This window comes from Protofrankia sp. CiP1_Cm_nod2 (genome assembly GCF_920664355.1).
Classification (GTDB): domain Bacteria; phylum Actinomycetota; class Actinomycetes; order Frankiales; family Frankiaceae; genus Protofrankia.
In genome coordinates this window covers 5,900-10,986 of sequence record NZ_CAKKTL010000176.1, presented here as the reverse complement: position 1 = coordinate 10,986, position 5,087 = coordinate 5,900, and the positions used below count along the sequence as shown (strand labels likewise).

General features: G+C 72.7%; 4 protein-coding genes. All 4 read right to left on the bottom strand.

Features of this window, described 5'->3' with window-relative positions; genetic code table 11:
- Positions 1 to 1,415 (bottom strand): ATP-binding cassette domain-containing protein (locus tag NBW84_RS17765; RefSeq protein ID WP_250285856.1); only part of this gene is annotated, 1,415 nt, incomplete at its 3' end.
- On the bottom strand, positions 1,402 to 2,397 hold the full coding sequence (cydB, locus tag NBW84_RS17760) for a cytochrome d ubiquinol oxidase subunit II (RefSeq protein ID WP_250285855.1): 996 nt from the start codon (positions 2,395 to 2,397) through the stop codon (positions 1,402 to 1,404). The genes cydB and NBW84_RS17765, both read right to left, overlap by 14 nt.
- A 24-nt stretch (positions 2,398 to 2,421) precedes the next feature.
- Positions 2,422 to 3,828, bottom strand: a complete 1,407-nt coding sequence (locus NBW84_RS17755) for a cytochrome ubiquinol oxidase subunit I (protein ID WP_250285854.1) — start codon at positions 3,826 to 3,828, stop codon at positions 2,422 to 2,424.
- 161 nt (positions 3,829 to 3,989) lie between these two features.
- Positions 3,990 to 4,928 carry a universal stress protein gene (locus tag NBW84_RS17750; protein WP_250285853.1) on the bottom strand — a complete coding sequence of 313 codons (939 nt, stop codon included), beginning with the start codon at positions 4,926 to 4,928 and terminating at the stop codon, positions 3,990 to 3,992.
- Between the last annotated feature and the right edge of the window lie 159 nt (positions 4,929 to 5,087).

The window sequence follows — 5,087 nt, the reverse complement described above, 5'->3', positions numbered from 1 at the left end:
GGACGTCCCAGCCGCGCCTCGTCGGCGACCGTGCCGCCGCAGACGGCGTGCGGCCGCTGCGGCAGCCAGCCGACCCGGGCCTGCCAGCCGGCCGGGTCGATCTCGGCGAGATCGACGCCGTCCACCAGCACCCGGCCGCGCGCGGGGCGCAGCGCCCCGCGCAGCAGCGCCAGCACGGTGCTCTTGCCCGCGCCGCTCGGCCCGACCAGCGCGACGATCTCACCCCGGCGGATGTCCAGGTCGACCTGCCCGGTGCCGCGCAGGTCGACGCCGTCCAGCCGCAGGGTGCCGAACCGGGTGGGCGCCAGGCTGTGGCCTGGCGGCGCCGCCAGCCCGGCGCCCTGATGGCCTGGCGGCGCCGCCAGCGCGGCGCTGGGGCGGCCCGACGGCGGCGTGGCGTCGATCACGTCGAGCGCGGCGGCGGCGGCGGTCAGCCCGGACACGGTCGCGTGGTACTGCGCCCCCACCTGCCGCAGCGGCAGGTACACCTCGGGGGCGAGCAGCAGCACCAGCAGTCCGGCGCCCAGATCGAGCGAGCCCGAGACCAGCCGCAGCCCCACCGACACCGCCACCAGCGCGACCGACAGCGTCGCGAGCAGCTCCAGCACGAACGACGACAGGAACGCCCAGCGCAGCGCCGCCATCGTCTGCCCCCGGTAGGCGTCGGTGATCCGGCGGATCACCGCCACCTGGGGCCGCGCCCGGTTGAAGATCCGCAGTGTCGGCAGGCCCTCGACGACGTCGAGGAAGTGCCCGGACAGCCGGCTGAGCACCGCCAGCTGCCGGTCGGTGCGGTTACGGGTGGCCAGCCCCACCAGCACCATGAAGACCGGTACCAGCGGCAGCACCACGGCCAGGACCGCCGCCGAGGCGAGATCCGCGCCGGCGATCCGGGCCAGCACGAACGGCGGGACGACCACGACCATGACCAGCGCGGGCAGGAAGCGGGTCAGGTAGGCGTCCATGCCGTCCAGGCCGGCGCCCGCGGTGACCGCGAGCGCCCCCGCTCCCCCGTCACGATCACGATGGTCACCGCCGGTGCCGGCGGCGGCTCCGCCACGATGGTTACCATCGGTGACAGAGGCGACTCCGCCGGCCGTCCGGTCGACGACCGCGCCGAGCATGGCCTGGCGCAGCCCGGCCGACACCGCCGGGCAGGTGCGCTCGGCGGTGCGCTCGGACAGCCAGACCACCGCCGCCCGGGCGGCGGCGACCAGGACGAGCAGCGCGACGACGCCCCCCGTCCCGGTGAGCGCGCCGACCGCCACCTGCTGGCCGGTCACCACGACGTCGGCCAGCACGGTCCCCTGGACGATCACCAGGGCGGCCGAGGCGGCCGCGAGCGCCCCCAGCCGCAGCAGGTAGCCGCGCAGGGCCGGGGTGACCCGCAGCAGCCGCGGATCAACCGGCTTCATCAGACCCCACCAGCCGCCGCCGGAACACCCAGTACGACCACGCCTGGTAACCGAGGACGACCGGAGTGAACAGCACCGCCACCCACGTCATGATCGTGAGTGTGTAGTGCCCGGAGGCGGCGTCGCTGATGGTCAGGCTGTTCTCCGGCGCGCCGAGCGCCGGCAGCGCGTTCGGGTAGAGCGCGACGAACCAGCTCGCCACCATCAGCGCGATGGCACCGGCCGTGCCGGCGAACGCCCAGCCGTCCCGCTCGTTGAACCAGGCCGCCGCCGCGCCGCCGAGCGCGGCCAGCGCCAGCGCCGACACCGCGGCCACCAGCACCCCACCGCGCAGCGCGACCGTCCAGCCGGCCAGCCCGGCCAGCGCGGCCAGCGCGGGCGGGATCAGCACCCGGGTGACCTGGCGGGACCGGGCCCGGATCTCACCCCGGGTCTTCAGCGACAGGAACACCGCCCCGTGCAGGACGCACAGCAGCGCTGTGGTCACCCCGCCCAGCAGGGCGTACGGGTTCAGCAGGTCGAAGAACCCGCTGGTCACCTGATGGTCGGGGGTCATCTCCAGGCCACGGACCATGTTGGTGCAGGCGACGCCGAACAGCAGCGCCGGCAACGCCCCGCCGAACACGATCCCGCGGTCGCACCAGGCCCGCCCGGCCGCCGTGGTGGCCTTCCCCCGGTATTCCAGGGAAACCCCGCGGACAATCAGCGAGAGCAGAATGAGGAAAAGCGCCAGATACGCTCCGCTGAACAGGCTCGCGTACCATTCCGGAAAAGCGGCGAACATCGCACCGCCGGCGGTGAGCAGCCACACCTCGTTCGCGTCCCAGACCGGGCCGATGGTGCCGAGCACCGCCCGGCGGTCGGTCTCGTTGTCACGGCCGATCACCGGCAGCAGGGCCGCGACACCGAAGTCGAAGCCCTCCAGGACGAAGAAGCCGACCCACAGGACGGCGACGAGCACGAACCAGAACTCCTCAAGCATCGCCCTACTCCTGATCCCGGGATGTCAGTAGGCCAGTGACGGCAACGCCTCGCCGGGCCGCGCTTCGCCGTCGACGGTCACGGTCGGGCTCAGCTCCGGGATCTCGTGCGTGCCGTGCCGCAGGAACAGGCGCAGCGCGACCGCGGCGAGCGTGCCGTAGAGAACGGTGAAGCCGGCCAGCGTCAGGACCACCGCGGTGGTGGAGACGTTCGGGGAGACCGCGTCGGAGGTGCGCAGCAGGCCGAACACCGCCCACGGCTGGCGTCCCATCTCGGTGAAGATCCAGCCCGCGGTGTTCGCCGCGTACGGCAGCACGGTGGCGCCCACGAACGCCAGCAGCACATGGCGTCCGCCGGGCAGCCCGCCGCGGCGCATCCGCCACAGGCCGAAGGCCGCCAGCGCGAAGTAGGCCCCGCCCAGCGCCATCATGATCCGGAAACTCCAGAACGTGACTCCCATGACCGGCGTGTAGTCGCCGGGGCCGTACTTGGCGACCGCGGCGGCCTGCAGGTCGTTGACCCCCTCCACCTCCGCGGTGAAGGAGTTCGTGGCCATGAACGACAGCATGTAGGGGATCTTGATGTCGACCTTGTTCTCGCCGTGGGAGACGTCCCCGTAGGCGAACAGGGACCAGCCCGCGCTCTTCTCGGTGTCCCACAGCGCCTCGGCGGAGGCCATCTTCATCGGCTGCTGCCTGGTCATGACCTGGCCCTGGAAGTGCCCGGAGAGCAGCACCCCCACCGACGCCACGGCACACACGACCAGGCCCAGCCGCACGGCCCGCCGGTGCAGGTCGACCTGCTGCCCCTTGCGCAGGTGCCAACAGGACAGCCCGACCAGCACCGCACCCCCGGTGAGCAGCGAGGCGGACAGCACGTGCGGGAAGGTGACGATCTGCGTCGGGTTCGTCAGCGCCTGCCAGATCGAGGTGAGCTCGGCCCGCCCGGTCTCCGGGTTGATCCGGTAGCCGACCGGGTGCTGCATCCACGAGTTCGCCGCCAGGATGAAGTAGGCGCTGATCACGGTGCCGAGCGAGGCCAGCCAGATGGTGGCGAGGTGGACGCGCTTGGGCAGCCGGTCCCAGCCGAAGATCCACAGGCCGAGGAAGGTCGACTCCAGGAAGAAGGCGATCAGCGCCTCCATCGCCAGCGGCGGGCCGAAAACGTCCCCGACAAAGCGCGAGTAATCCGACCAGTTCATTCCGAACTGGAATTCCTGAACGATTCCGGTGACCACTCCCATGGCAAAGTTGATGAGCATCAGCTTGCCCCAGAAACGGGTCAGGCGAAGCCATTCGACACTGCCGGTCCGGACCCATGCGGTCTGCATGCCGGCGACCAGCAGCGAAAGTCCGATCGTCAGTGGGACGAACAGGAAGTGGTAGACGGTGGTGATCGCGAACTGCCAGCGGGCAATCGTGTCCTGACTCATCTGTGTTCCTGGTTCATCGGTGTTCCTTTCAGCGACCGGGGAACTCCGGCCGCCGGCGGCGCGGACGCGTGGCCGCGCCGCCGGCGGCCCATGAAGGCTGGGCAGGGCGGATCAGGGGCCACGCGAGGAAACGATCGCGCCGCCCCCGGCCCGGGCCGGGTCTAACGGACAACAGCGACCGGGCACGGAGCGTGTGTGACGACCTGGTGGCCGACCGACCCGAGCAGCAGCCCGCCGAACCCGCCACGGCCACGGGCGCCGACCACCAGCAGCTGGGCCGACCGGGCAGCCATGATCAGGCCATGCGCCGCCGAGCCGGCCACCAGCACGGCTTCGACGGCGACATCGGCGACAGCCGCACGGGTGGCAACCGCACGGGTGGCAACCGTTTCGGTACGGCCCGCCAGCCCCCGCTCGAGGGCCGTGTCGAGAGTGAGACGGGCAGCTTTCTCCAGCACCGCCTCGTCGAACGCTGGCAGGTCGAACGCTGGCAGGTCGGCGGGGCCCAGCGGCGGCTCCGGCAGCCAGCAGTGCGCGACCCGCAGCGGGACCCGACGCAGCCCCGCCTGGACCGCCGCCCACCGCAGCGCGGCCAGCGAGCCCTGCGAACCATCGACACCGACCAGCACCGGACGGCCGTCCGGCCGTGGTGGCGCCGGCCCACGCACGACGACCACAGGAACAGCCGCTTCCTGCGCGCACCGCGCGGTGACCGAACCGACGAACATCCGACGCATCCGGGCGAGCCCCCGGGCACCGACGACGAGCATCAGCGCGTCCCGGGACTCCTCCACGAGGGCGTCCGACGGCGAGTCGTAGACGGTGCGCTCGACGACGTCGACCGCGAGGCCGTCGAGCCCCGCCCGCCGGACCGCGTCGTGCAGCACCTGCGATGCCGCGCGCTCCAGGTCGTCGACGCCGACCGACGGCGAGATGTCGTCGACCACCCGGGGGCGCCCGCCCGGGCCCCAGGCGAGCACCGCCCGTATCCGCCTGCCGGTCAGCCCGGCGTGGGCGCGGGCCCAGCGCAGGGCCGACTCCGCGTCAGCGGAGGCGTCGATCCCCACCACGATGTCGGATGTCGTCTCCACACCGTTCACGCTCGCAGCGCCCGGCGACGCGGACGAGAGCGATTCGGGTAGACCACGGGACCGAAGGTCCCGCGCGTCCGGGCCGGCCTGCCAGAGCGGGCCACAAGCCCCGCCAGGCCGTGCGGCCGGACCCGACAGGCTGGTGGAGGCCCGCCGGCAGGCCTGCCG

Coding starts and splice junctions, on each gene's coding strand:
- cydB (WP_250285855.1), bottom strand. CDS start 2,397: ATGCTTGAGGAGTTCTGGTTCGTGCTCGTCGCCGTCCTGTGGGTCGGC.
- NBW84_RS17755 (WP_250285854.1), bottom strand. CDS start 3,828: ATGAGTCAGGACACGATTGCCCGCTGGCAGTTCGCGATCACCACCGTC.